At 48.4% G+C, this 26,581-nt stretch carries 17 protein-coding genes; 3 read left to right on the top strand and 14 right to left on the bottom strand.

What is annotated here, in order from left to right:
- Window positions 1–62 precede the first annotated feature (62 nt).
- The 5 genes from MKY73_RS04280 to MKY73_RS04260 all read right to left on the bottom strand — a co-directional run bounded on the left by MKY73_RS04280 (window position 63) and on the right by MKY73_RS04260 (window position 5,863).
- Window positions 63–794 carry a metallophosphoesterase family protein gene (locus tag MKY73_RS04280; RefSeq protein ID WP_339305823.1) on the bottom strand — a complete coding sequence of 244 codons (732 nt, stop codon included), beginning with the start codon at window positions 792–794 and terminating at the stop codon, window positions 63–65.
- 226 nt (window positions 795–1,020) lie between these two features.
- Entirely contained in the window at window positions 1,021–1,995 is a 975-nt protein-coding gene (locus MKY73_RS04275) for a metallophosphoesterase (protein ID WP_339305821.1), read from the bottom strand.
- 175 nt (window positions 1,996–2,170) lie between these two features.
- Complete coding sequence (gene sdhB / locus MKY73_RS04270) at window positions 2,171–2,935, bottom strand: succinate dehydrogenase iron-sulfur subunit (protein WP_339237426.1); 765 nt, start codon at window positions 2,933–2,935, stop codon at window positions 2,171–2,173.
- Between the two features lie 472 nt (window positions 2,936–3,407).
- On the bottom strand, window positions 3,408–5,150 hold the full coding sequence (sdhA, locus tag MKY73_RS04265; RefSeq protein WP_253440597.1) for a succinate dehydrogenase flavoprotein subunit: 1,743 nt from the start codon (window positions 5,148–5,150) through the stop codon (window positions 3,408–3,410).
- 44 nt (window positions 5,151–5,194) lie between these two features.
- Window positions 5,195–5,863, bottom strand: coding sequence for a succinate dehydrogenase cytochrome b558 subunit (locus MKY73_RS04260; RefSeq protein WP_315937826.1), 669 nt, complete (start codon window positions 5,861–5,863; stop codon window positions 5,195–5,197).
- 295 nt (window positions 5,864–6,158) lie between these two features.
- Between MKY73_RS04260 and MKY73_RS04255 the strand changes: the two genes are divergently transcribed.
- Window positions 6,159–7,082, top strand: a complete 924-nt coding sequence (locus MKY73_RS04255) for a LysR family transcriptional regulator (protein ID WP_339237432.1) — start codon at window positions 6,159–6,161, stop codon at window positions 7,080–7,082.
- Window positions 7,083–7,141: 59 nt separating this feature from the next.
- On the opposite strand, the gene MKY73_RS04250 is transcribed toward MKY73_RS04255, so the two are convergent.
- Together MKY73_RS04250 and MKY73_RS04245 are read right to left on the bottom strand one after the other, a co-directional pair.
- On the bottom strand, window positions 7,142–7,813 hold the full coding sequence (locus tag MKY73_RS04250) for a TrkA family potassium uptake protein (RefSeq protein ID WP_091020848.1): 672 nt from the start codon (window positions 7,811–7,813) through the stop codon (window positions 7,142–7,144).
- Window positions 7,814–7,862: 49 nt separating this feature from the next.
- Window positions 7,863–9,203 (bottom strand): TrkH family potassium uptake protein, encoded by a 1,341-nt coding sequence (locus MKY73_RS04245; RefSeq protein WP_339237436.1) that lies wholly within the window; start codon window positions 9,201–9,203, stop codon window positions 7,863–7,865.
- Between the two features lie 501 nt (window positions 9,204–9,704).
- Between MKY73_RS04245 and MKY73_RS04240 the strand changes: the two genes are divergently transcribed.
- On the top strand, window positions 9,705–11,402 hold the full coding sequence (locus MKY73_RS04240; protein WP_339237439.1) for a type II CAAX endopeptidase family protein: 1,698 nt from the start codon (window positions 9,705–9,707) through the stop codon (window positions 11,400–11,402).
- Here the strand turns inward: MKY73_RS04240 and uvrC are convergent.
- Complete coding sequence (gene uvrC, locus MKY73_RS04235; RefSeq protein WP_339305819.1) at window positions 11,371–13,458, bottom strand: excinuclease ABC subunit UvrC; 2,088 nt, start codon at window positions 13,456–13,458, stop codon at window positions 11,371–11,373. The two genes, MKY73_RS04240 and uvrC, sit on opposite strands and share 32 nt — an antisense overlap.
- Before the next feature lie 304 nt (window positions 13,459–13,762).
- Window positions 13,763–14,080 carry a thioredoxin gene (gene trxA / locus MKY73_RS04230; RefSeq protein ID WP_036605788.1) on the bottom strand — a complete coding sequence of 106 codons (318 nt, stop codon included), beginning with the start codon at window positions 14,078–14,080 and terminating at the stop codon, window positions 13,763–13,765.
- A 265-nt stretch (window positions 14,081–14,345) separates the two neighbouring features.
- On the opposite strand from trxA, the gene MKY73_RS04225 reads away from it, so the two are divergent.
- Complete coding sequence (locus MKY73_RS04225) at window positions 14,346–14,501, top strand: hypothetical protein (protein WP_017692450.1); 156 nt, start codon at window positions 14,346–14,348, stop codon at window positions 14,499–14,501.
- Window positions 14,502–14,625: 124 nt separating this feature from the next.
- On the opposite strand, the gene dnaI is transcribed toward MKY73_RS04225, so the two are convergent.
- From dnaI to MKY73_RS04200, 5 genes are all read right to left on the bottom strand, one after another.
- Window positions 14,626–15,576, bottom strand: coding sequence for a primosomal protein DnaI (dnaI, locus tag MKY73_RS04220; RefSeq protein ID WP_253440604.1), 951 nt, complete (start codon window positions 15,574–15,576; stop codon window positions 14,626–14,628).
- Between the two features lie 251 nt (window positions 15,577–15,827).
- Window positions 15,828–18,623, bottom strand: a complete 2,796-nt coding sequence (locus MKY73_RS04215) for an alpha-mannosidase (protein ID WP_339305817.1) — start codon at window positions 18,621–18,623, stop codon at window positions 15,828–15,830.
- Window positions 18,620–21,799 carry a beta-galactosidase gene (locus tag MKY73_RS04210; RefSeq protein WP_339305815.1) on the bottom strand — a complete coding sequence of 1,060 codons (3,180 nt, stop codon included), beginning with the start codon at window positions 21,797–21,799 and terminating at the stop codon, window positions 18,620–18,622. The genes MKY73_RS04215 and MKY73_RS04210 overlap by 4 nt, the downstream gene beginning before the upstream one ends.
- A complete protein-coding gene (locus tag MKY73_RS04205) occupies window positions 21,796–23,115 on the bottom strand; it encodes a glycoside hydrolase family 125 protein (RefSeq protein WP_339257206.1) in 1,320 nt (439 codons plus the stop codon). The genes MKY73_RS04210 and MKY73_RS04205 overlap by 4 nt, the downstream gene beginning before the upstream one ends.
- Window positions 23,116–23,369: 254 nt before the next feature.
- A complete protein-coding gene (locus tag MKY73_RS04200) occupies window positions 23,370–26,579 on the bottom strand; it encodes an alpha-mannosidase (RefSeq protein WP_339305813.1) in 3,210 nt (1,069 codons plus the stop codon).
- Between the last annotated feature and the right edge of the window lie 2 nt (window positions 26,580–26,581).

The raw sequence follows: 26,581 nt of genomic DNA, 5'->3' as shown, positions 1-26,581 counted from the left end.
CGCATTATAGTATTAACATATTGCATCATTCGATTCCTAACGCTAAAGAGCCCAGGTATTGACTACTCCTGCAACCCGCGGTAGATGCCCGTACGAATCTCACGGATATAGAAATCCAGTGCAGGAACATTCGCGGACTGCGCAATCTGTACTTCTCGCTCAATATCATAAGGTACCCGCACAAATTGAACATTGAACGGGGTATCGTTATCGTTGCTATCTTCACCCTCCAGAATACAGTAGGAAGCCTGGGGAAGATCGAGCGGATTACCGACACTGCCTGCATTAAACAGTAATTTTCCATTCATATACTGCAAATATGCATTATGCACATCCCCATAACCTACAACATCTGCAACACCTTGCGCAGACTCATCAGTCGGAGAATCAAACATCGCCAATCTCTTTTCCATTGCGTCCCAAGGCTGCACACGATGGTACACACTTTGAGGTGATGCGTGGACCAGACGAATGGTGCGACCGCTCAGTTGAAATTGATGACTGAAGGGCAGGCTCGCCAAATACGCCAATCGATCCTCACCCAACCGTTCTGCTTGCCACGTAAAGTTCTCGTTGTCCTGGTTAACCGCAACCAGTTCATCCCAGTTACCGCGGATGACAATTTCGCACGCCGCTCTAATCCCATCCACAACCTGTACCGGTTCTGGTCCCTTGCCCACGAGGTCACCAAGACAAAAGATTCGCTTTACGCCACGACTTTTGATATCTTCCCGCACTGCTTCCCAGGCAGTCATGTTGCCATGAATGTCGGATACAATCGCAATTCGTTCCATCTGGATAACCTCCATTCATGTTGAATCGTTCACTGTTGTACGTTTACACTTGCCACTCCGATGACAGAATAACCTTCCGATCGCTGTTATCCCCAGATTTTTTGATTCCCTTCTTCAAAGGGAAAATCCGGTGATAAAGGCGAACGCTTCGCTTCTTCACGTTATTTCTGTCCTCTCCGTTCTCGTGTAAAAAGTTTAGTTGAACTAATATGATCTCATATTCCTTTTATGTGGTTGATCCTTTAAGCTCAAACACCGTTAATTCCGGTCTGCACAGAAAACGAATGGGTAGTTGCGTCATGCCAAAACCACGATTCACATACACGGGCATCTGTGTCTGAGCGGAGTAATATACCCCCTGGACATTCGTGTAATACAGCCCCTGAACATACATGTGTGAACCTCGGGGAGTTGTCAGTGCCCCTACCCATGGAAATCGTACTTGGCCACCATGGCTATGACCGGAAAGCTGCAATCCGAAACCATAGGGCGTGGCAATGTCGGCATAATCCGGTTCATGCATAAGCAGCAATTTCCACACATCTTGATTCAATCCCTTGATGGCTTGGGCAGGATCAGGCCTGCCTGTAAGTGCGTCATCCAAACCAGCTATGGCCAGACGTTCGCCCCCTTGTTCAATCACCACATGTTCGTTCCTTAACAACTTGAACCCTGCTTCATTGAACATGGCAGCCACTTCATTCTGCTGTCCGCCCCGATAATCATGATTCCCCAAAACAGCAAATTTGCCATACTTGGCTTGCATGGAGGCGAGTACCGGAATACATTCACGCATTGGCTCTGATTCCCTCTCGACGATGTCTCCGGTAAAACAAATCAAGTCCGGTTGCTGCTCCTCAATCGTTGCCGCCAGCTTTCTCATCTCTTTCACTCCGGTATGAAAACCAAGATGGGCATCACTGAACTGAACTACACGCAATCCGTCAAACGCCTTTGGGAACTTCGGAAGTTTCAGTTCCACTTGCTTGATTTCCAGACGATGCGGCTCCCAAAGCCAGGCATAACCCCCGGTGAGCAAGCTCGCACCCGCCGTCATCAAAATCATGCGCAATAAGAAACTTCGGCGAGAGGGATCATGATCCTTTTCCTCTCCAGGAAACACAGACTCTTCTGATCCCGGTGCCTTGTACGAGCGCTGGGACGGCGAGTTTTTGCTACCCTGACGCGGTGTCTCTGCCATATCTCCCCCTCCTTCTACGCTCCATATCCATCCCCTTAGTATATCATATTCTTCATGGGTAGCCCGGTTCCTCTGCTTCAGCACAAAAAGAAGCCGGGATCTCCGGCATGTTGCTGCACGGGACCACGACTTCTACTATGTTGCAGATTACACGTCTGCACCTGTTATGACGAGATTATACACCCAACCAGCGTTTGAACATATGCTTGGTTGTTTGTTTGTTCATTTCCGCAATGGAAGTTGTCAATGGAATGCCTTTTGGACAGGATTGCACGCAGTTCTGTGAGTTACCACAGCCCTCAATGCCTCCGTCTTCCATCAACGCTTCCAGACGATCGTCGGCGTTCATCTCCCCTGTTGGGTGAGCATTGAACAGGCGCACTTGGGACAGTGCTGCTGGACCGATAAAGTCTGTTTTCTCATTAACGTTCGGGCATGCCTCAAGACATACACCACATGTCATACATTTGGACAGCTCGTATGCCCACTGACGCTTCTTCTCAGGCATCCGTGGACCTGGACCGAGGTCATAGGTACCATCGATTGGAATCCATGCTTTTACGCGTTTCAGGGCGCCAAACATCCGGCTACGGTCGATGACCAGGTCACGAACCACCGGGAAGGTCTTCATCGGTTCGATACGAACGGGCTGTTCGAGCTTGTCGATCAGGGCTGCACATGCTTGACGTGGCTTGCCGTTGATAACCATGGAGCAGGCACCACAGACTTCTTCGAGACAGTTGGAATCCCAGCATACAGGAGCAATGGATTTGCCATCTGTATTAACCGGATTACGCTGAATCTCCATCAGGGCGCTGATCACATTCATGTTGGGACGGTACGGTAGCTCAAATTCTTCGTTGTACGAAGATGACTCCGGGCTGTCTTGACGGGTGATGATAAACTTGACGGTTTTGTTGGCTGTAGCTTGTTCCGCCATATCGTTGTCCCCTCCTCTGGTGACGATGATTGTATTGCTGATGCGCAAAATGTTTTGGTGCACGGGAGACGCTTCGTCAGCAGAATGCCCCTCTGATCGCTGTTATCCCCGGATTTTTTTGATCAACCCTTCACAGGGTTAAAATCCGGTGATAAAGGCGAGCGCTTCGCTTCTTCTGGGCATTTCCGCTTCCTCCGCTACGTCGTGCACTGAGTCACTTTGCTGGAAACTGCATTCCACTCATGCTGGATTGACGTAATTTTTAGAATTTCAAGCCTCACAAATATGTTGCTTGTTTGTGAACAGGCTTTTCGTTTTATCTGCTGCGTTGTGCACACAGGGTACCTTTGCTGAGAACCTTCACTCCCTCACGTTGATGACAGTAACTTTGAAGAAGGCTCTGCTTCTCCAAAGTTCTCCTGCCTTCTGTTCAGGTGTTTAACTATTCATTACATGAATAGTATGGTACTTCTTAATCCTTGGAGTAATCCCGGATACGTGGTGGGATCAGGGATACGTCTACTGGTTCGTACGAGATTTTCGGGCCTTCCTTCGACCAGCTTGCGATGGTCGTTTTCAGGAACTCTTCGTCATTACGTTCCGTGAATTCCGGTTTGTAATGCGCGCCGCGGCTTTCGTTACGGAGCAGAGCGCCGAGAGTCATTGCTTCTGCCAGTTCAATCATGTTCCACAATTGACGGGTAAACGCTGCACCCGGATTGTTCCAACCAGAGCTATCGTACATGTTGATTTTGCCATAACGCTCTTTCAATTCCTTGATCTTGCCAATCGTGGCTTCAAGCTTGTCGTTGTAACGTACAACCGTCATGTTGGCTGTCATCCACTCGCCAAGCTCTTTATGAATAACATAGGCATTTTCTGTACCCTGCATTTTCATGATGCCTTCGTATTTATCGCTTTGTTGTTTGGTGTGTTTCTCAAATACGGAAGAAGGGATATCCGCGGACGATTTTTTGAGTCCTTTGATATATTCAGCCGCTTTTGGTCCAGCCACCATACCACCATAGATCGCGGATACCAATGAGTTGGCACCCAGACGGTTTGCACCATGGTATTGATATTCACATTCACCAGCTGCGAACAGCCCCGGAATGTTGGTCATTTGGTTGTAATCTACCCACATGCCGCCCATGGAATAATGGACTGCCGGGAAGATTTTCATTGGGATTTTACGCGGGTCATCGCCCATGAACTTCTCATAGATCTCAATGATTCCGCCCAGTTTAACGTCCAGTTCCTTCGGATCTTTATGAGACAAGTCGAGATAAACCATGTTCTCGCCGTTCACGCCCAGCCCCATATCGACGCAGACGCTGAAGATCTCACGTGTTGCAATATCACGCGGAACCAGGTTTCCGTAGGAAGGATACTTTTCTTCGAGGAAGTACCAAGGCTTGCCATCTTTGTACGTCCAGATCCGTCCACCTTCACCACGCGCGGATTCAGACATGAGACGCAGCTTGTCATCCCCTGGAATGGCTGTTGGGTGAATCTGAATGAACTCCCCGTTAGCGTAATTTACACCTTGCTGATACACTGCACTTGCCGCTGTACCTGTGTTAATGACTGAGTTAGTCGTTTTACCGAAGATGATACCCGGACCACCACTCGCCAGAATAACCGCTTCTGCCGGGAAGGTCTGTACCTTCATCGTTTTCAGATCCTGAGCTACAATCCCGCGACATACGCCTTCATCATCCAAAACGGCCTGCAGGAACTCCCAGTTTTCATATTTCGTAACCAGGCCCGCTGCTTCCCAGCGACGTACCTGCTCGTCTAATGCATAGAGTAATTGTTGTCCTGTTGTCGCTCCGGCAAATGCGGTACGGTGATGCTTCGTGCCCCCGAAACGACGGAAATCAAGCAACCCTTCCGGTGTCCGGTTGAACATTACGCCCATACGGTCCATCAGGTGAATGATGCCAGGTGCTGCTTCGCACATCGCTTTAACCGGAGGTTGGTTCGCAAGGAAGTCACCGCCGTATACCGTATCGTCAAAGTGTACCCATGGGGAGTCACCCTCACCCTTGGTATTTACCGCTCCGTTAATGCCGCCTTGTGCGCATACAGAGTGGGATCGTTTAACAGGAACCAGTGAAAATAAATGAACATGGACTCCGGCTTCAGCCGATTTGATCGCTGCCATCAAGCCCGCGAGACCGCCGCCCACAATAATTACATTCGTTGATGCCATTGATGTTCACTCCCTTATAAGTCAGCATTTAACTCGATAAATGCTTAGATTAGAACTGTTTTTACTACGTCAACCATTGAAGTTACTGCTTGGAAATCCATGCTCCGGAAAGCGAACAAGGAAGCAATAAACATAATGGAGATAATACCGAACAAGCTCATGCATACATAAGAAGACACACGCTGCGCACGCGGACCCACGGTAATCCCCCAGCTAACAAGAAACGACCACAGACCGTTGGCAAAGTGATAGGATGCCGCAACTACACTGATCAGATATAGAATAAATGTTACCGGGTTCATCACGATATCGTGAATAACACCGCCTAGCTGTTCGTGGGTGACTGTACCCAACGCAACCTGCACCCGCGTCTCCCATACATGCCAGATAACGAATACAAACGTAATGACACCACTGACACGCTGCAACGTATAACGCCAGTTGCGCTCATTGCCATAACGTCCCACGTTAGGCTTGGCCTGATATGCAATATACAGACCGTATACACCGTGATAGAACAACGGTAACCAGATAAGGAGCGTTTCCAAAACAATAACCAGTGGCAGACTGTTCAAGAATGCAACAGCACCGTCAAAAGCTTCTTTGCCGCCTTCAACTGCCGAGAAGTTCGTCACCAAATGCTCAACAAAAAACAAACTGAGCGGAATGACGCCAAGCAAGGAGTGCAGCTTTCTGGAGTAAAACCCTTTCATAAAATGTCGATCCCCTTTCGCTAAATACAACGTTTTCATAAATAATTTTACTTATCATGACACGAAACCTTTTCCATGAAAAGGTTCGAAAAATTGTTCCGTTTTCCCCAGGTGTGAACAACTTGTGTCACGCTTCATGTTACTCCTTTTTTTCTTATAAGGGAATTGCAATATAATTATTAAATGTTATAACCTATAGGTATAAGTAGTGAAACATTGGGTTTACAGGCCATACAACATGGAAAACGATTAATCAAGGGCAAGTATCACACTCATGGAAAAGAGGTCATTGTTCATGTTCGAGGAGTTAAATGCATTTGCAGCGGTTGTGGAGCAGTCCAGCCTGAACCGTGCATCCAAGTTACTGAACTTGTCCCAACCCGCACTCTCACGCAAAATATCCAAATTGGAGGATGAACTCGGGGTTGCTCTCTTCCACCGCCGCGGCAAACGACTGGAGTTAACCAGTGTGGGCCAGTTCGCCTATACCTTCGCGGTTGAACAGAAGCAGCAGCAACAGAAATTCCTCACCATGCTCGCCCAGTATAAAGACGAAGAACAGAGCACCATTACACTCGGAGCCAGTCTAACGACGCTTCAAACCACGTTGCCACCTCTCGTCAATGCCTTTATGGAGAAACATCCAAATGCCGAACTGAAACTGTTGACGGGAAAAACACATGAGATTGTCTCGTTTGTGCGTGACAAAAAAGCCGATGTGGGCATTGTTGCCTCCTCCATCAGTGAAGTGGGGCTTAACTGTGTGCCGCTCTTTGATGATCACCTGGAACTGGTTGTGCCGCTCACACACCCCCTGTCCGGTAAGGAAGCCGGGATGGAGCACTTGCAGGATCTGCCGATGATCACGTTCTCCAAAGGTACCTGGTATCGCAAATTGACGGACGACCTCTTCCAGCGCTGTGCCGTAATGCCGGATATTCGCATGGAGATTGATTCCTTCGAAGCGATCATCCGACTTCTGCCTTCCGCCAAAGCTGCTGCACTATTGCCCAAGTCATACCTTCGTCCGCAATTGCTCGCGGACAATGATCTTGTTTCTGTTCATTTGCCACAATTACAGCAGACCCGAAGAACAACCTGCATGATCTATGGGGATAAAGAGGGCCTCAGCGAGACATCCAGACAATGGGTCAAGGAGACGGTTGCACTCTTTACAGCAAAGGCGCCATTGCCCTCACGGAGGACTACGACGCCTTAGCTTTGATCTGAATGAGCCAGGCTCCAACGTCTGGCTTCCATTTTAACTCATGATGATTATCAGCTCTCCTGGCTAATAACCTCTTCTTCAAATCGGTCGATATCTGCATTATTACCAATAATGACCATGATATCCCCCATCTGAAGCGAGTCTAGTGCTGTCGGAGCAATAATGACCCCGGCTTCTTTCTGTAGCGCCACAATGCTGCAACCAAAGCGTACACGTGCATTCAGGGTTGATAATGTTTTGTTGTGCAGACAGGCGGGAACCTTCATCTCGACAATACTGTAATCATTGGATAATTCAATGTAATCCAGCAAGTTCGGGGTAACCAGCTGATGGGCAACCCGAATACCCATATCCCGCTCGGGATAAACCACACGATCAATCCCCAGCTTATCCAGTGCTCTTCCGTGAAGAACGGATATGGCCTTGGCTACGACCGTCTTGACGCCCAGCTCTTTTAACAGAATGGCGGTGAGAATGCTCGTCTGAATATCATCCCCGATGGCTACGATACCACAATCAAAATTGCGAATACCCAGAGAGCGCAACACTTCCTCATCAGTCGCATCGGCTACAACGGCATGGGTAACCAATTCACTCATGTCTTCGACGACTTCTTCATTTTTATCGATACCGAGTACCTCGTAGCCCAGTTCCATTAATTCCTGTGCCAGACTGGAGCCAAAACGCCCAAGCCCAATCACCGCAAACTGCTGTGTTTTCATTGTTCTTCACGAACCCCTTATCCAAATCAAATTCATAACTCACCAAATTTTATCCAATAATCATTTTGCCTTCCGGATACCTGTATAACTCCTTACCCTTTTTCTGCCCAAGTGCATACGCTAATGTAATAGGTCCAAGCCTTCCTGCAAACATCGTAAAACAGATCAGGAGCTTACCCAGAGTGGTCAGCTTCAGCGTCAGTCCGAGCGATAATCCCACGGTGCCAAAGGCTGATGTTGTTTCAAATAGGATCATCATAAAACTGGCTTCTTCTGTGGTGCTCAGCACCATTGTTACGGCTATGATGAACAAGAGCGCCAGTAATGTAATGGTAAGCGCCTTGAAAATCCGTTCCTGTACGAGACGATAGCGGAAAAACACGATATCTTCACGTCCACGCATCATCGCAATGACCGCTCCAGCCATAATCATAAATGTCGTTGTTTTGATCCCGCCTCCGGTAGAGCCCGGTGATGCCCCAATGAACATCAGGATGATCATAAAGAACTGCGTTGCCTGTCTGAGCCCGGCAATGTCTACCGTATTGGCTCCTGCTGTTCGCGGCGTAACGGACTGGAAGAATGAACCGAGAATTTTGCCACCCCAGTTCAGGCCACCGAGTGTCCGCGGATTGCTGAATTCGAATACGAAAATGACAAGTGCACCAAACACAATCAACAATCCAGTCATTAACAGGACAACTTTGGAGTGCAGAGACAGCTTCCGCGTTTTGCGGTAATCCACCAGGTCTGACAGCACCACAAAACCGATACCACCAGAAACAATCAGGAACATCGCTGTAAAATTCACCAGCGGGTCATATACAAACCCAGTGAAACTGCGAAAATCCCCAAACATATCGAATCCGGCATTGTTGAACATAGAGATGGCATGCCAATATCCATAATAGATCGCCTGTCCGACCGGCATGTCAAATGACCAGCGAATCGCAAATAACGTGCCACATATGCCTTCGATAATAAGCGAGTAGATCACAACTTTGCGAATTAGCCGGACAATGCCCTCCATCGTGCTCTGATTCATCGCTTCCTGCAGAATCAGCCGTTCTCTAAGCGAAATCCGCCGTTTGAACGCAATGGCAACCAATGTAGACATCGTCATGAAGCCCAGTCCGCCAATCTGAATCAGGATCGCAATGACAACCTGACCCAGCACTGAAAAATGAGTTCCAGTATCCACCACAACCAAACCCGTGACACAAACGGCCGAAGTTGCTGTAAAGAGCGCATCAATAAACGCAAGACTGTCGCCGCTACGGCTGGATGCCGGAAGCATTAATAGCAATGTGCCTACCAAAATGATGCCAGCAAACCCTAATACAAGAATACGGGGTGGCGATAATCGCATCCATTGAACATTCAGTTTCACTTGAGTATCTTCCACCTCTTCTGCAATGAAAATAACTCCACACCCGTGGAGCCTTCTTCATCTGAAATGCTGTTGCCAAACGTTAAACATGTATGAATCAGATTAAAACGACATATATAATGAAGTTGGAATATATTCTATTCGTTCCCTTGTTGGGCGAAAGACATGCGAATCGTTGCACATTTGCTTCAAAATTATAAGCGCTGCGGCGTTTGTAGACAAAACGGTTTTTGTGTAAATAGCATCGAATTCAGCCAAAAAGGGAAAAACTCAGATATGGCGACGAATGAATCAGATTCTTTCGATCCTTTTCATTCATTTTCAAGGATTTACACCAGTTTTCGTTACATCATTGGCATTCGGTGTATGGCCTGTGCTATGTTAACTTTAATATCCATCTTAGTGCGCGTTCAAAAAGGGCGGTTTTCAGTACCAAGAAGATGGGATGAAGCTAGAAACTTTTTGAACAACCTCTATTAGATTAAGGAGGAACAACATTACATGAATCCCTTAGGGCAGCCTTTGCTACTCAAGGCTAACTTCAAGCGTCTGGGGTTGCTTGCGGCGATTGGCCTGATTCTATTTTTTGTATTTCAGATCTTTCCTGCTACCTCATCGCAAACAACCGAAATTTCGTCCACGTCCTTCATAAGCAAGGAGCAGGCGACGCAAGCCGCACGATCATTCGCAGCTTCTGTGGATGACTATACCTTGCCAAATGATGGTGGAAAACCCTTGGTAACCTACCAGACACATTCCGATATCTACGGGTATATGGCCAAAACCAAACAACTTGATACCTATAACCAGAAATGGGAAACAAGCTATCCTTACGATGTATACCGCGTTCGTTTGCCTGACCAGGACAGAGGCGGTTATCTTCATGTTGACGTACATATGAAAACAGGAAAAGTGGTCGGCTTCAAACGGGAACTGCCTTCTTCCCTCTACACCGCCATTGAGGCGGAGCAGAGCACCGGGAAAGTGACCACATCGCAAGTACTTGCCGAAGGCAATATGTCACTGGACGAGAAAGAACAGTTGGCGGCTGGCGTTCTGACCGAATTCGGTTATGAAGTGCCCACACTTCAACTGGATACTCGCGATGGTGAAGCGGGACTGAAGTATACAGATCCTGCAAAAGTCATTGGAGATTCCAAGCTTGAACTGAATTTTACGTTTGAAGATGGTGCCGTACGATCATTCGATCCTGGCTTCTCGGTCCCTGAATCCCATACCGACTATGTAAAAGCTCAAACGCGCCAAGCCAACTGGATGACGTATGGTGGCTATGCATTCCTGACCTTTGTTCTGGGCGTGCTCGCCATCATCTATAGCATTCTGACCCGAGCACATACGTCCTTCAAACGCGGGATCATTCTCTCGCTGGTGTATTTCGCAGCATCGGTTATTGGTACGCTGAACATGATTCCACTCTTTCAGGCACAAGGGCTCTCCAGCTTCATGTTAGCGTTCCTGATGTTATTGCAGACAGGTATTACGCTGGTCATGAGTGCAACTATCTATCTGTCCCTCGTTGCCGGTGACGGCATGTGGCGTAAAATAGGTCTGAATCCTTGGCCTCGTGCCAAAGAACCGGGATACGGAAAATATGTACTTCACAGTATGTTTGCCGGTTACCTGTGGGCATTCATTCTGTTGGGTGTTCAATCCATCCTGTTCTTCATTCTGGAGCGAAGCATCGGCACATGGTCAACGACGTCAGCAGATCAATCTACATTTAACATGACCTATGCCTGGCTCTTCCCGATCATGGCATGGATGGCCGGTATTGGTGAAGAAGCCGTCTATCGACTGTTCGGCATTCGCATGATGCAGAAGATTGTGCGTAACACGTTTATTGCCTGTCTGATCCCAACGATCATTTGGGCACTTGGACATACGTTATATCCGATCTACCCGGTAATTACTCGGCCCATTGAGCTGATGGTCATTGGATTGCTGTTCAGTCTGATCATGCTGCGTCACGGCTTCATTGCCGTTGTATTCGCCCATGTGATCTTCGACAGCTTACTGATGGGACTCAGCCTGGTCTTTATGGGAGATGCCCTGAATATGGCTGCCGGACTCTTCTGGATTGTACTCCCGGCCATCGTTGGATATCTGGTCTACAAATTCAATCCAAAACAAAAAGAGAAGCCGTATGTTACGACTCCTCATCCCGAAGTGCTGCAATAATCTGATTTGCCAACTTGTCACCAATAGATAGAGGCCGGAAGTCTTCGACGCTGGCCTCTTTTATTTTGCGCAAAGAGCCAAAATGCTTCAACAGCAGTTTACGCCGCTTCTCTCCGATCCCCGGAATGGCATCCAAACGTGATGTCACCATTGATTTGCCACGCTGTTCCCGATGGAACGAGATCGCAAAACGGTGGACCTCTTCCTGTATCCGCTGCAACAGGTAGAATTCCTGACTATCCCGAGGCAGGGAGATGACTTCTGGTGGATTACCGATCATCAACTGTGAAGTCTTATGCTTCGCATCCTTCACCAATCCGCATACCGGAATAAACAGCCCCAGCTCATTTTCCAATATATCGACCGCAGCCGAGATCTGCCCTTTACCACCATCGACCACAATCAGGTCAGGCTGGGTCAGGTTTTCTTTTAATACCCGCTCGTAACGGCGACGAATGACTTCCCGCATGGTTTCATAATCATCCGGTCCTTCAACTGAACGGACCTTGTATTTCCGATATTCCTTCTTATCCGGTTTACCATCCGTAAATACGATCATGGCAGATACCGGGTTCGTACCCTGGATGTTCGAGTTATCAAACGCTTCAATACGGTGAAGCTGATCCAGTCCAATAAAACGTCCCAGTCCTTCAGCAGCTTTGGATGTCCGTTCTTCATTTCGCTCAATCAGGCGGAACTTCTCTTCCAATGCTACACGTGCGTTATCCACAGCCATGGTGATCATCTGGCGTTTCAATCCACGTTGCGGGATAAGCACTTTGATCTCCAACCACTCCTGTAAAGCAGCAGCAACCTGAGTCGGGTCTTCCAGACCTGCTGGGAACTTTTCAATTGAAGCAGTTGTATCTGTTGTAAGAGCATCCTCTTGCATACTGTCAGGCTGTTCACCTTCTGACTCAGTGGAACTTCCATAAGCTGCACGGGTCTCAGCAACCAGTGGCTGGTTAGCGGTACTTTGCTCCGCTTGTTGCGCCTGATCAAATTCTACCGTAACTGCGGCAGGCACCGATCCATCAGCACCAGAACTCGTATCCGTACTGTCATCACCGGTCGGCATATCTTTGGGCATTTCCGGCAACAAAATTTCTTGTGGCAATGCCGGATTATCACTGTAATATTGCGTAACGTAGGACATGAAGTCACTATACGCCTCACCGTAAAACGGGAAAGTGGATACGTGACGTTCAATCATTTTACCCTGACGCATATATAGAATCTGGACACACATCCAGCCTTTATCAATGGCAAACCCAAATACATCCCGGTCTCTGGCATCGGCCATCGTAATTTTCTGTTTTTCCATCATCGCATCGATGGCGATCACCTGGTCGCGCAGTTCCTTGGCCCGTTCAAAATAAAGATCCTCCGCGGCCTCCTGCATCTTGCGCTGCAAGTCCTTCTTGATCTCTTCGTGACCACCGCTTAGAAATGAACCAATCTCTTGTGAAATCTGGTCATACTGCTCCTTCTCCACTTCCTTCACACAAGGGGCAAGACATTGTCCCATGTGATAGTACAGGCACACTTCTTTGGGCATTACACCACATTTGCGCAATGGATACATACGATCAAGCAATTTTTTCGTTTGGTGTGCCGCATACGAGTTCGGATAAGGTCCGAAGTATTTGGCTTTATCTTTCAGCACACGCCGGGTTACTTCCAACCGGGGGTGCTTTTCATTTGTAATTTTAAGATACGGAAATGTCTTGTCATCCTTGAGTAACACGTTGTAACGCGGCATATGTTTCTTGATCAGGTTACACTCCAGAATGAGTGCTTCCATGTTGCTGCCCGTCACGATATATTCGAAATCACGGATTTCGGACACCAGACGCTGAGTCTTTCCGTTATGACTGCCGATAAAATAAGAGCGTACGCGGTTCTTCAGCACTTTGGCCTTACCGACATAGATAATCGTGCCTTCACTGTTCTTCATCAGGTAACATCCAGACATATCTGGCAGCAAAGCGAGCTTGTGCCGAATCTGCACCAATGCCTTCTCCTGATCCTGCAAATCATTCATGAATTGATCCATAATTCGGTGAATCCTCCTTCCCGAAAAAGCTGAAATCCTCACCTTACATGAAATACTCCGATGACAGAATGATCTTTCAATCGCTGTTATCCCCAGATTTTTTCGATTCCCTTTTTTAAAAGGGAAAATCCGGTGATAAAGGCGAACGCTTCGCTTCTACAGCTCATTTCTGTCCTCTCCGTTAACATGTAAATTTCCAGTTTCATTTTATAAAAAATATATACTTTATATTGTCCTATATAAAGGTATTCGACGCAAAACGCCCCCGGTATGTAAACCGGAGGCGTATGTTTAAGCCTGTAACTTATTGGTGTTTTTCAATAATTCCTTTGAGCGCATCTTTCGAGTTCAGACCAACCACTTTATCTACCGGTTGACCATCTTTGAAGAAGATCAAAGTTGGAATGCTCATTACGCCAAAGCGGGAAGCAGATTCCGGATTTTCATCCACGTTAACTTTAGCAATTTTCACTGCATCGCCAACTTCTGTGGACAGCTCTTCCAGGATTGGAGCGAGCATTTTACAAGGACCACACCAAGGCGCCCAGAAATCAACAAGAACCGTTCCTTCGCCTTCTACTTCAGCGTTGAAGGATTGATCGGATACGTTAACAATAGCCATGAAATTGTCCTCCTTATATATACTTACGGTTTTATTTTAACCTGTAACGTCGTGAACGACACTTCCAGTATAACACAGGTACATTAAACTTGTGAATTGAACGCTGCAATGTTCATCTTCCCAACATCAAATCTTCACAATTACAGGATGTGGCATACCCACTGCAAAATCTTTACAAACGCTTTCTTTTCCAAGTATACTAAAATTACTCCGGGTTTGCAGCCGCTTCAGGCCAAGCTGTCATTCCCCATAAGGAGGCAATAACATGGATGCAAATGTGCGGATCAGCGACCCGCGTGAACATGTGAACGAGGAACCCCGCAACGATCTATTTGATCTGATCGCGGGTGTTGCCGGCATGGCCGGCCTGATGACAGTGATCTTTTTCGGTATGGTCATCTTCAAATTCCTCACCGAATAGGTTACTCAGGCTCACGCAGGACCAGAAAAGCCCGGTTTTCGCACAATGCGAAAGCCAGGCTTTTTTTGGGACTACTTATAATGTAAAAAGTACATTTTGCCGATCAGACCAAAAGAATTACCGGTTAACGTTTGCCGCGCTGATTCTCACCCCGAACGGAGATGACATCCACGAATGGACGAATCCGGTCCATGAGACGCTGGCCTTTATTCATTTCCTCGCCATCCCGATTGGTGAAGCTAAGATGTTTTTCAAGCCCATCCAGATTGTAATTGGACGTGTAGAACGTTGGTTTGCGATTCATCCGATAGTTCAGAATAGACCCCATCACATGATCCCGAACCCAAGGGTTCAGATTCTCTGCCCCGATATCATCAAAGATGAGCAGATCACAACTTTTCAGAACATCCGTCATTTCCTTCAGCTTCTGCCCTTCACTGATCATGGATTTCAGATCCTCCACAAAGTCAGGCATGTAGATAATGACACCCGTGTGGCCTGCCACCGCCAGTTCATGCAGCAGATAACACATCAAAAACGTCTTGCCTGTTCCGAATGTCCCTTCCAGGAACAGTCCTTGCGGAGATAATCCGTTCTCCTTGGTCTCCCTAATATAACGAAGCACCTGATTCACTGCCGGAGCACGCATCCGATCCTTGCCCATGATCTCCACATCGTTATATCCGGCACTTAGCGCACGCTCATCCACATAGAAACTGCGAATGCGTTGCTTAATGATATGTTCATTTTGCCGGGCGACATGTTTGGAACAAGGTGCTTTTATATCTATAATTTCGGGTTTACCGTTAAAATGTTCTACTTCCAGTTTGCAAAAGTGGCCCTGAAAATCGTTAGGACAGTTGTCGAGTCCCGGACAATTCGCACAGTTCTTTGAGTCTTTGGCGTACTGAAACAGCTTGCTCAGATCGGTCATGAGCTGTGCATCTTGCAGTTCAGGATGACCTGCACGGAATTCGCGTACGTACGGATTTTCCATCAATTCCGCCGCAATCCGCCGCGATTGCTCACGAAAGGCAGGGTTCAGCTGCTGAAGCAGTCCTCCCAAGGATTCCATGGCTTCAAGCCCCCTTAATGTTTCAATATAGAATGAACAATTGAAGTGCTCCCTAGCCATGTTGATGGCATAGGAACTTTCAATCGTTTGCAATTCTACTGTTCATTCTATAGAAAAACAACCAATAACTCAACAGATACATCTGGTAAATAGCGTCCCTCTTCCACCACCATAGGTAATACCTGATTCATCGCATACTAGTAGTCCTGTACCTTTTAGTGCATGTCCAGAAATCTGTTTTTCAACCTCGATTAGCGGCGCAAGCCGACAGTGATGATCTCACATGAATCAGCCTGTATGTTCCATTCCTTACTGGCAAATGATAATGTTGATGCCTCTTCTATGCTGTGGGTATGGAGCCTTTCGCCCTCTTCCTCCAATATGTTGCTCTTATATGCCAATTCGAATGGTTGTGGATTTGCTTGCGATGCAGCAAGCTTCAAGTTAACGGACTCGGTGATCATATTGTACCAACGGAGCATCACATCACCGGAGTCTTCATTCACCTTGAGTGAAGAAAAAGCCAAGCCGTCTCCTTGCCATGCCAATGGTGTGCTGCTAGGTGGCAGATAACCGGGATGTACTTCCGTCTGTGCCAATGTCCATGGAACTTGGAACTGGTAGGCCTCCTTATATGCACCTGACGCTGCAACATTGCCATCGTGAGGAATAACCTCGATCTGAAATGTATGTTCACCAAGGCATTGTGCTTCCGGTGTCGGGAACAATCCCCAGTCTCCAAGTTCGCCCACAGCACGAAGCAACGTAACGGCGATGGTGTTTCGTCCATCCTGAAGAACTTCATATTCGTTCAGACCCAGATTGGCTACGACCAATCCCGCATCTTTTTCACTCACATCCACAAAACTCTGTTGATGTTGTGTATTGCTTGGATTTTGCCACTCCGGTGCAGGTGTGTTATCACGTGTCGCAATTTCAAACATGGAGTCCACATGATGAACAGCAGATACAAGATCTGTTGGGAAGAGTGCGCGCACCCGATGATCCTTCGCCTGATTGTTGAAGGTGGTTTCCATTTGCACTCCTTTTCCACTACGGCTTAATGATATAACCGTACGGATCTGGAGAGGAATCATTTTAGTTGAACGCTGGGCTTTGCGATGTGGATAATAAATCAGTTCTCTCTGTTCCTTGTCCAGCGTTTCATCCGCTGACTCCGGTATTTCCCAATGATGAATCACTTCGAACGAGGCCGAGTAGGATGTATCCTCAAGAACCCGAATCTCTGCTTGAAGGTCGCGTGTTGTTCGCGCCACTTCGTTCTCTGGCTGCTTGAACATGTATTCATTGCCGATATCGCCCACATTTTCGTACACGCCAAGGTCTTTGTAAGTCCGGCCTGTCCGTTTATCCGTGAGGGTGAATGAACCATTGTTCGCTATCGTGACGATCATATGTTGATTTTCCATGCCACGTTCACCACGCAACAAGGTAGTCGTTTGTGATGGAATACCACTCGTTGCGGCATCCGCAAAGTTGACCAATGCATACGTCTTCAGACCAAATGCAGCTACATTCTCTGTTTCAAAACGAATACGAACACGCCGACAGCTATACGGCTGGCGGAAGCGATCATCCGGCAGATCATAGCCGAATTGCAGACCCAGATCTTCCACCGTACATGGAATCGGTGTACCCTCTTCATCTACAAGGATACGATCTGACAGGTCAATAGCTTTCATCTGCACCGCCATCTCTTCGAGCGTATATCCTTCCCGGAAATATAACCGAGCCGCATCCAGTTCCATCTGAACCACACCGCTGCGTTCCCAGCCCGTTGTATTAAATACCACAACAGGTCGAGCACTTTCGCCATAACGTGCAAAGATGGAGGTATCCACAGCTGTGGCAATCTGATTGGTGCTGTCCTCAATTAATGCTTCTGCCACATGGCGGCTCTTATCAAATCGCGTCACCATCTCACGATGCACCTCATCCACACTGCATCCACAGATGCTGTCATGCGGGTGATTCTGCATAAGCGTTTTCCAGGCATATGTCAGCTGATCATGTGGATAGGCATGTCCAAGCAGGTAGGCGCAGGATGCCAGGGGTTCAGCCACCTTTTCCAGCATGGTCTGGCCTAACTGGTTCATCTGTTTCAGATACACACGAGCCGAGGCAGTGTTCACCAGGGTCCCCCAGCCATCGGTACGCTGGCTGCGCAGTTCTCCTTTGACCGTGGACAACTCATGTTCAGCCGATGCTCTCAGGGCAGTGAGATAATCCGGAAAGTTCGAGTGAACGAACTCGATATCGGGATATAATTGCTCAGCCATACGAATCGCTTCTGGCAGGTCTCGCTGAATCGGCTGGTGATCACATCCGTTCATGTATAACAACTCATTCGTGGATGCATATTTCTCCGCGTCGGCAAGCTTGGTTTCCCAGAATTTTCGGGCTGAAGCCTCATCTACTGGAACTTCATTCCCGTTGGAATACCAGTTGGCAAACAATACGCCGAGCACTTTCGATCCGTCTGGCCCTTCCCACATCAGCTCCGAGAAGCTTGATTCATATCCGGCATCCGATACCGTATTGTTGAAGCCCGTAGGCTTCACACCCCGGCCAAAGAACACATTATCAATACCCGATTGCTGCATCAGCTGCGGGGTCTGTCCGACCAATCCGAATGTATCGGGAAAATAACCAATTTTCGAAGGGGTACCATAACGCTTGGCGTCCTTATGTCCAACCTGCATGTTGCGCACATTGGCTTCTCCACTCGTCAGAAATGCATCCTGCAAAATGTACCACGGCCCAATCACTATCCGCCCATTGCGGATATGCTTCTCCAGTCGTTCCTTCTGCTCCGGGCGAACCTGAAGATAGTCATCGATAATTATCGTTTGTCCATCCAAATAAAAGCTTTTATAGTCTGATCCTTCATCCAGCTGATCCAACAGTGAATCGACGAGCTGAACGAGCCGCATATGATGCTTCTCATACGGCAAGTACCATTCCCGATCCCAGTGGGTATGCGAAATAATGTGCGCTCTCTTCGACTTGTTTGTCCGGTTGATCATCGTGTTACGCCACCTCTTTCCTCATGTTGTACAATCTCAACCTCATCCGGGCGATACACGCCATTCAGCATTCCGAAAGCATCTGTGGCAAATAACACGGAACGATTTTTCTCCAATTGGAACGCATACGATACACCTGTACGTCGATCTCTCACATGAACTTCATGGTTCAAGGCAAACTCCGATACGAATACATACAGATTTCCTTTTGGAAAACTCAGCTTCCGTCCGTAGATTCCAGCGATATCCCCACCGGATATCCATTCCAGCTCCTGTTCGACGCCCGAAATTTCAGTGGCATAACGATACAAGTCAGCAAGTGGTTCATCCCGTCCGTTTAACTCGAGCGGTAGTGGGGTCCAGATTAATTTCCCTTTACCCAAAGGCAAAACGGTTACTTCATCTGGTGTACCCTTATCCCCATGAAGCAACGTCTCCTTCGCCACCTCGGCGATCCGACGTCGTCCATAGGTCACCCGGTGATTCACGCCGTTAATATTCAGCAGCTCTTCCCGCTGCACGTTACCCAGACTGCGTTGGCCGACGATATGATCTGCCCGGTCACTTGCTTTCCAGTACGCATCCAATCCCAGTGGCCCTGTAATGAGCAGGCTTGTGCCTTCCTTCTCTGCAAACGTGAGCAATTGATGCAGTGCGTCGCTGTCCATATTATGTGGACTCGGCACGATAACCAGCTTCGGTGGCTGCTGCTCCAACGCTTCCAGATGATATTCGGATAACGCACGGAATGGCAGTTTCAGATCATAAGACATTACACGGGTCAGCTTCGTTGTGGCATCATAGGCCAAGGCACGATTGGAGAAATCATTGGAATACGGGAACACCACTGCAATATCCTCCAGCTCACGGTCTTCAAAGAGATCACGAATGCCATGCATGAATCGGCCAAAATCATAAGACACATCCGCCTCCGGCTTCTCCGTGCCATCTGCACGCAGCGCTCCGATATGAGACTCATTAGCATTATCCATATAGAAGTTCGTGTTCCAGATCCATTGCACTGCTCCTGCGCCGCCTGTCGAAAAAGCATAGGCGTACTTGCGTTCGAGAATGCCGCGAAGCTCTTCTTCCGTACGTTTGGCTCGTCCATCCGGGGTTTCCACATACATGATGCCCGTCTCCTGAATGAGATTGGGCTTATGTGGCGTTTTGGCGAAAATGCCGTCCCAGATCAGATCATCGTTTAACCACCAGGAATGCACTGTTGTATAATCCACTTCACCTTCATAGAAGAACGGCGAAGGACGCTGCGCACCAAGGGCTTCATCTTGCCCCACAGTGACCAGATGATCGGGAACTAGATCCTTGATCGTACCTACAAGCTCTCTTGCCCAAACATTGTGCATCTCCATGGAGAAGAGACAATAATCGAGCCAGCGTGTTCCTTTTTTGGCCTTGTGCATGTCCTGTACATCAAAATTAATCTCTTCCGGCTCAGGGATGAACGCGGCTGCAAAGTCGGGAAGTTGCTTCGGTGACATGTTCCATGCCTCCTGCAATGCTTCTATCGTCTCATGGCGCTGCTGAAGCCACTCGACAAAGGCTTTCAGTTCATACGTATCCTTCGCCGAGCGTGGGCCAGCCGAGAAGATACGCACCGGATCAAACATCGACGGCTCATTAATCAGATCCCAATCCACATGTGTTGTATGCGTGTGACGACTAACGATGCTGCGGATGAAACGTTTCTGTGCTTCGACACTTTGCGGGTCCAAATACGGATTCGTCCCTTCCCATGTCTCCGGTGTAAAGGAGAAGAAGGTAAACGTGACCTGCAAGCCATGCCGCTTCGCTGTTAACAGGAAAGCATCAATGGCACGCAGCACGTCCTCAGCCATGTGACCGTCCACCTGCATCATATTGCGATAAGCGGTCCAGATTCCCGTCCGAATCCAGTTGATCCCGGCTTTCGCCATCTGTGCCATGTCGCGATCCCAGACATCCGCGTTCGGCAGAAACAGAAATTTCCGTGCCACATCCGAGGTCATGTAGGTCATACCCACAACAGGGAGAGGTCGTCCATCTTTCACAAAATAATCTCTGCTGCGGGTAATTACTTCCCCTTCTGCCAGCAATACGGCATCCTGTCCCCAGAAGCCTTGCCGAAGGATTCGAACTTCCCCATCAGGTGCCTGTGCACGGCACACAATCCGATACAATCCACTTTCAATGGAAACCGGGAGAAGTATGCGTTCGAAACGTTGTTCACCTGAAAGTTCCATCTCCAGTCGATGGCTCCATACCTTTTCTGCCATGCCATTAACGCGATTCTCATGCTCCACTGTTATGTCGAATGTCCACAGCTCAGATGCTGTACGCCTTTTGCCTGTACGCTGTACAATCTGGCCTTGAAGTGTGAGTACTGCCCGCTCATCTGGCTCATACGAGGCATAATTCGTTTTCAGAGATAACTCGGTTACACCTTGCGCACAGAACTGTGCCCACTTCACGATCTCGGCAGCACCATCCTGCTCCCAGAATGAAGGGGTCAACGGTAGATGTACAAACATCCAGCGCGAACCAACGAAAGTCCCGCGGGAGTTTTCCCATAGGACGATTGGGGCAGCAATGCTGCGATCATCCTTGTTGATCCCGCGAAGCAAAGAGTGAATCTGTGTACTCATCGTGCCTGCAGAACCCATCTGGTGTGGCAAATCACTGTTTTTGGTCGTATGCGGAACCAGATTCCATGTATCTGAAATCTCGAAAAGTCCTTCTTTGCCGGCCAGAAGCGGGATCTGTTCAGATGAAGTGAATGATTGCACACCGTCAGCAGATACGTTTAACGCCTCATGAATATAGAGCTCCTGGTGATAGGCGGTCTGCTCGGACTCTACAACCCATGTCCCATTCTCATATCGAACCGGACGTTTGAAAGGCGCACCACCAACACTGATCAAGCTTCCACCCTGATGCAGATAAGCTGCAATCTCCGTCCAGGCGGACTTGGGGAAATAGGGTGCATGCAGATTGATGAAACATCCTTCACCAGCCGTCGCTTTCAACGCCTCTGCAAGTTCATCAGCGTTTACAACAGTAATCTCTTCGACTGCTTCCCACGTATCCAGAGCCTCCTGAGTTGGCAAAGCACCAGTTACGGCAAACGCAGGGTCAGCGAAGATAATCAGCTTTTGATCCTTAGGTTGGATACTCATAATAGGCCATCCTTCATGGATGTATAGACCAACTGGGAGAACAGGCTGTTGGACCATGCAAACCATTTTCGTGTAAAGATCGTTGGATCATCGGCGTGGAAGCCTTCATGCATATATCCGGTATCTGCATCTGTCGCTTCGAGCATGCGGATAATCTCCAGTTTCTCCTCGGCAGACTGCGCAGTCAGTCCCTGCATGGACAATCCCATATGCCAGATATAATTCGGCGGGGTGTGCGGGCTACCGATCCCTTTGGCAACCTTGCCCTCATAGTAGAATGGATTCTCTTTGCTCAGAGCAAAGCGGCGCGTATTCTGATAGATTGGATCATCCGCTGTGACATAACCCAGATAGGGGATGGACATGAGTCCCGGTGTACCTGCATCGTCCATGAGACAGTGGTTGCCATAACCGTCCGTCTCGTACGCATAGATCGGTCCAAATTCCGGATGACGATAAATACCATACAGCTGAATGCCATGATCCACGTCCTGCTCCAGATCCTTCAATTCCTGCAAAAGTTCCATATCCCGGAACACCCACTCGGCAAACTCCTGCATCTGACGCAGAGCAACAACCGCAAACATGTTGCCAGGAATGTTGTAGTGGAAGTCACACGCATCATCACTGGAACGGAAACCGGACCAGATCATACCTGTGTAGTTGACTGGCATGCCTTTTCCGTGATTACGCAAGGAATCTGTCGGGATACCGTTATTGCGAGTGAAGCGATACGGAGATTGTTCCATATGATGCTGTTCGACTTTGAACAGATCCACAATTTTACGCATCGCTGCCTTGAAACTGGAATCAAAAATGTCAGTCAGCTCGGTTTCCTTCCAATACAGATAGGCCAGGCGCACAACGAAGCATAATGAGTCAATCTCGAATTTGCGTTCCCACACCCAAGGTGACATGTCGGTCTCGTCCGTGGTGTTCCAGTGCCAGTCATTGGCCGTCTCATTGAAGGCATTGGCATATGGATCGATATGAACATACTGGATATGACGTTTGATCAGCCCGCCGATGATGCGTTGCAGGTCCTCGTCTTCTTTTGCAAACGGAATGTAGTGTACCACCTGCTCCACCGAATCACGCAGCCAGGAAGCCGGAATATCTCCCGTGATGACAAAAGTGGTACCGTCCTCCATCAACTTGGTGGTTGTTTCGATGGTATTGGGGAAGCAGTTTTTGAATAATTGTAGCAGCTTTGGCCTGTGAGCCAGTTTCTGTTCTGCTTCTTCGAGCACGGCCTGAATGGATTGTGGCAAAGCAACAGGCGGCATGGGTATTTTGGGTAATCTAAACTGTTCCATGGATGAGTGCAACTCCTTAAACAAATTGAATGGTGTAGCTATAAAAGATAAACCCATTGACTGGACACTCGGACACTACGATTGCAGTACCATTTTCCGATCGCTGTTATCCCCAGATTTTTTGATTCCCTTTTTTAAAGGGTAAAATCCGGGGATAAAGGCGAACGCTTCGCTTCTCCATCTGGTTCTGCACTCTCCGTTATGTGTACATGTTTAAGTTCATCTTATATAGCTCAAAAATATTTCAAAAAGGTTTACCGCAGTAGCACGGTTTGTATTTGGTAGGGTTTAAAAGATAGTGTAATCTGGCCGTTGGTGTGGGCCAGTGGTTGGATTGGTTCTTCCAGTGCGTTGGAGTGATAGGCTTGCTCGAACGCATGTGGCCATTGCAATGTGATGTTTTCGCGTTTGCCTGACGACTCATAAAAACGCAGCACGGTGCCGTGTCCATCCTCTGCCAGTTTGACGGTATCCAGAATGACATGCTGGCTTTCGAAGTTAATCCATGAGCCAGTTGCTGGACGTGGGTGTGTAACAGTTACTGTTGCATCTGCGGTTGCTCCAGACTCTGCGCTTAGTTGTGATTGATCCTTCTGTTGCGCCTGTTCCATCGGTTGTGCTTGTTGGGGCTGTTGTGTTTGCTCTACTTGTTGCACGACCACTTCCGTGTTCAGTTCAGCTGCCTGACGTACGGTGTGTGCGTTTCTCCAGTCTCCGTCATGCGGGTACAGGGAATATGTGAATTCATGTTCTCCCAGATCAGCTGTGCGGTCAGGCCATTTTGGGGCACGCAACAAGGACAAACGAATCGTGCTGCCTTGCACGTCATAACCGTATTTGCAATCATTGAGCAAGCTCACGCCGTATCCATATTCGGATACATCCGCGAAGCGATGTCCACAGACCTCATACTGGGCTTGTTCCCAACTTGTGTTGCGATGTGTTGTACGTTCCAGTGCGCCAAATGGAATCTCAAATGTCGCTTTGGAGGTCACCACATCAATAGGGAATCCAACTTTCAGAAGCTTGTGATCTTCATTCCAGTTCACCTGTGTCTGGAAGTCGATTCGCCGTGAGTCATGATAAAAGACGATATCTTGTGTGATCATCGATTGATGAAGTTTCCAGCGGAAGCGCAGGACATCCTTCGTTGTACCTGCCAGCACCAGCTTTTTCTCCAACAGCTCCACTTCACCAGCAATCTGTTCCTCATAACGACTGTCGATATCCCATGCATCCCAGAGTGTCGGACGGTCATGGAAGAAATGAAGCTGATTGCCTCGTTCACCCGGCTTCAGCATCTCGCGCTCCGCGGTCTTATCCCACAGACGGGTGATCTCCCCGCGTTCGTTGAAGTGTATATGATAAAGAGCGGTATCCCATGTATCATTAAAGGTTGGTTGTGCGGCAAGGTTAGTCATTTCCCGTACATTCGTTTCCCTTGTGTTTTCCCGTACCAGCCAGATCGTTTTATATCCAAACGCCGGAATGTCTGTCACGAGAATAGACATGCTGCCATCCTCCCGATCCATCCGCAGGCGTTGGCCTTCTTCATCGACGCCATAGCGATCCAAGCCATCCTGCACAGAAAGTTGAACGACTGCACTCCGTTTCCAGCCCAGGCTGTTGAATACAACATAGGCTACTGAACCTTCTGGTCCCTCGGTGTTGATCCCCGTTGTCAATGCTGTAATGCCTTGATGCAATCCGGTTCTACCTAATTCAAATACCTGTACATATTCCTCATTCGAAGTCACGTAGGACTCCGTAATCGCCGATCCCGGTATAATATCGTGGAATTGATTTAGCAAAATCAGCTTCCAACCATCATGCAGTGCCGCACGCACTTCAGCTTCTGCATCAGCCTCCATATCCGGTTGAGCGAGTGTATTCCATAGCTCAGCTTCTCGATACAGAACCTCCGCTTTCCGATTGTTGCGCTTATTGCGCGCATGTGTCGTGTAGGTTCCCCGATGTAATTCCAGATACAGATCACCATGCCACTTCGGAAGTACAGGTTGCTCCTTTTCAATTCCGGCAAAGAAAGCTCCGGCTGTGCTATAACGGCTTGCAGGCTGTCCAACCATCAGTTCTGCGCGATCCATATACTCCAGCATCTCGCGTGTTACCCCGCCGCCACCATCTCCGTGTCCATATAGAAGCATATGCTCCGGATGGGCTGCTTTCTCACGGTAGGACTGCCAGTGATCGTGGATATCTTTTGGCAAGGTGTTCTCATTAACACCATGATTGAGGTAAGACAGAATGGGTGTGCCGTCAATCCCCACCCAGTGAAACAGATCATATGGAAACACATTGGTGTCATTCCATCCGAGCTTCGTGGTCATGAAATACTCCACATTGCCATGCTTCAAAATCTGCGGCAGTGAGGCACAGTACCCGAATGTATCTGGCAGCCATTCAATCTGTGATGTCTTGCCGAATTCCTCCATATAGAAACGCTGACCATACAACATCTGGCGAATCAGGGACTCCCCGCTCGGAATGTTCAAATCCGGCTCAACCCACATGCCGCCAACCAGTTCCCAACGTCCTTCAGCAATCCGCTGCTTCACGCGTGCGTACAATTCGGGATCATGTTCCTTCAGGAATGCATATAACAAGGGTTGGCTCTGGGAATAAACATAGTCCGGATATTCATTCATAAGTGCATCCACGGTGGAAAAGGTACGACTCGTCTTGCGCACCGTCTCACGAACAGGCCACAACCACGCAATATCAATGTGGGACTGTCCCACCATATGCTCCAGACCCTCCGCGTTACCGCCAATCTCACGTACATGATGCTTCAGATTATGCTCAATCTGTCGAATACCTTCTCCCTGCTGAATCTCTTCTGCCGACATGCCTACAAATTGATCCATTGCACGATACAACAGTTCTAGTAGACGTACCCGCCTGAAGTCACTTTCTGGCAGCAGCACAGCCGAATCACGCACAATAATGACGGTGTACATGAGACTGCGAACGGCTTCATTTGGTCTTACCAGCAGGCTCGTAATCGATGTGATCGGCGGCTGAATAACCGCCTGTTGATTCAAGGGGTCCACAGGTTCAGGTACTGGATCGAACATCTCAATCTCAAGTTCTGGGTTGGTCCCGACTTTGGACGGATCAAGTGTGACGTAGGTATGATTGCGGTCCAATCCCTGGTAGGAGTGTCCATTCACCCGCAGTAAACCTTCTCCCCCCGTTTCAAATACAAGCCCATAAGGCGCTTGCTGCCATGTAGCAGGGATCTCCAATCGTGTTCTGAAGAAATACGTCGTCCCCTGTTTGCTCGGAAAACGCTCATAATCTTGCCCTTCCGGGTACTCACCCTGATCCTCATACTGTCCTGGAACATTGTAATAAGCACGGGTAATGTCCCAGCTGCGCAGCTGCAATTGCTCCAGCCACTGATGTTCGGACAACTCGCGAATCAATCGTCTGATACGTTCCACAG

It is taken from the genome of Paenibacillus sp. FSL R5-0519, from assembly GCF_037974275.1.
Lineage (GTDB): Bacteria > Bacillota > Bacilli > Paenibacillales > Paenibacillaceae > Paenibacillus.
This window is presented reverse-complemented; position numbering and strand designations above follow the sequence as displayed.

Bases quoted from the DNA above. Each gene is read 5' to 3' on its own strand.
- MKY73_RS04205 (WP_339257206.1), bottom strand. From the start codon at position 23,115: ATGGAACAGTTTAGATTACCCAAAATACCCATGCCGCCTGTTGCTTTG.
- MKY73_RS04280 (WP_339305823.1), bottom strand. From the start codon at position 794: ATGGAACGAATTGCGATTGTATCCGACATTCATGGCAACATGACTGCC.
- trxA (WP_036605788.1), bottom strand. From the start codon at position 14,080: ATGGCTATTGTTAACGTATCCGATCAATCCTTCAACGCTGAAGTAGAA.
- MKY73_RS04225 (WP_017692450.1), top strand. From the start codon at position 14,346: ATGGATGCAAATGTGCGGATCAGCGACCCGCGTGAACATGTGAACGAG.
- MKY73_RS04210 (WP_339305815.1), bottom strand. From the start codon at position 21,799: ATGAGTATCCAACCTAAGGATCAAAAGCTGATTATCTTCGCTGACCCT.
- MKY73_RS04215 (WP_339305817.1), bottom strand. From the start codon at position 18,623: ATGATCAACCGGACAAACAAGTCGAAGAGAGCGCACATTATTTCGCAT.
- MKY73_RS04275 (WP_339305821.1), bottom strand. From the start codon at position 1,995: ATGGCAGAGACACCGCGTCAGGGTAGCAAAAACTCGCCGTCCCAGCGC.
- MKY73_RS04240 (WP_339237439.1), top strand. From the start codon at position 9,705: ATGAATCCCTTAGGGCAGCCTTTGCTACTCAAGGCTAACTTCAAGCGT.
- MKY73_RS04255 (WP_339237432.1), top strand. From the start codon at position 6,159: ATGTTCGAGGAGTTAAATGCATTTGCAGCGGTTGTGGAGCAGTCCAGC.
- uvrC (WP_339305819.1), bottom strand. From the start codon at position 13,458: ATGGATCAATTCATGAATGATTTGCAGGATCAGGAGAAGGCATTGGTG.
- sdhB (WP_339237426.1), bottom strand. From the start codon at position 2,935: ATGGCGGAACAAGCTACAGCCAACAAAACCGTCAAGTTTATCATCACC.
- MKY73_RS04250 (WP_091020848.1), bottom strand. From the start codon at position 7,813: ATGAAAACACAGCAGTTTGCGGTGATTGGGCTTGGGCGTTTTGGCTCC.
- dnaI (WP_253440604.1), bottom strand. From the start codon at position 15,576: ATGGAATCCTTGGGAGGACTGCTTCAGCAGCTGAACCCTGCCTTTCGT.
- sdhA (WP_253440597.1), bottom strand. From the start codon at position 5,150: ATGGCATCAACGAATGTAATTATTGTGGGCGGCGGTCTCGCGGGCTTG.
- MKY73_RS04260 (WP_315937826.1), bottom strand. From the start codon at position 5,863: ATGAAAGGGTTTTACTCCAGAAAGCTGCACTCCTTGCTTGGCGTCATT.